1 protein-coding gene is annotated in these 207 nt (G+C 47.3%); it reads right to left on the reverse strand.

All coding sequences use genetic code 11. The annotated features are described in order from the left end of the window. On the reverse strand, positions 1 to 207 hold a 207-nt coding region (locus I6E24_RS17725), incomplete at both ends, for a transposase (protein ID WP_235329891.1).

The following is a 207-nucleotide window of genomic DNA, read 5'->3' on the forward strand; positions in this document are numbered from 1 at the left end:
TGGCCAACGCGTTGTCAAGCCTCGTCTTATACTCCTTGTCAAAGATGTCCACTCCATTGCTCAGCAGCAGGTAGCGTGTGCCTTTCAACACCTTACGTTTGTTGATGTCTTTTTCCATGTGGTATTGTATCCTGCGTATCTCATCCAGCTTCTCGTTCATAAGCTTTACCACATGGAAATGGTCAAACACGTGCACCGCATTTGGGC

The organism is Bacteroides caecigallinarum (genome assembly GCF_021530995.1).
In the GTDB taxonomy this organism is placed as follows: Bacteria; Bacteroidota; Bacteroidia; order Bacteroidales; family Bacteroidaceae; genus Phocaeicola; species Phocaeicola faecigallinarum.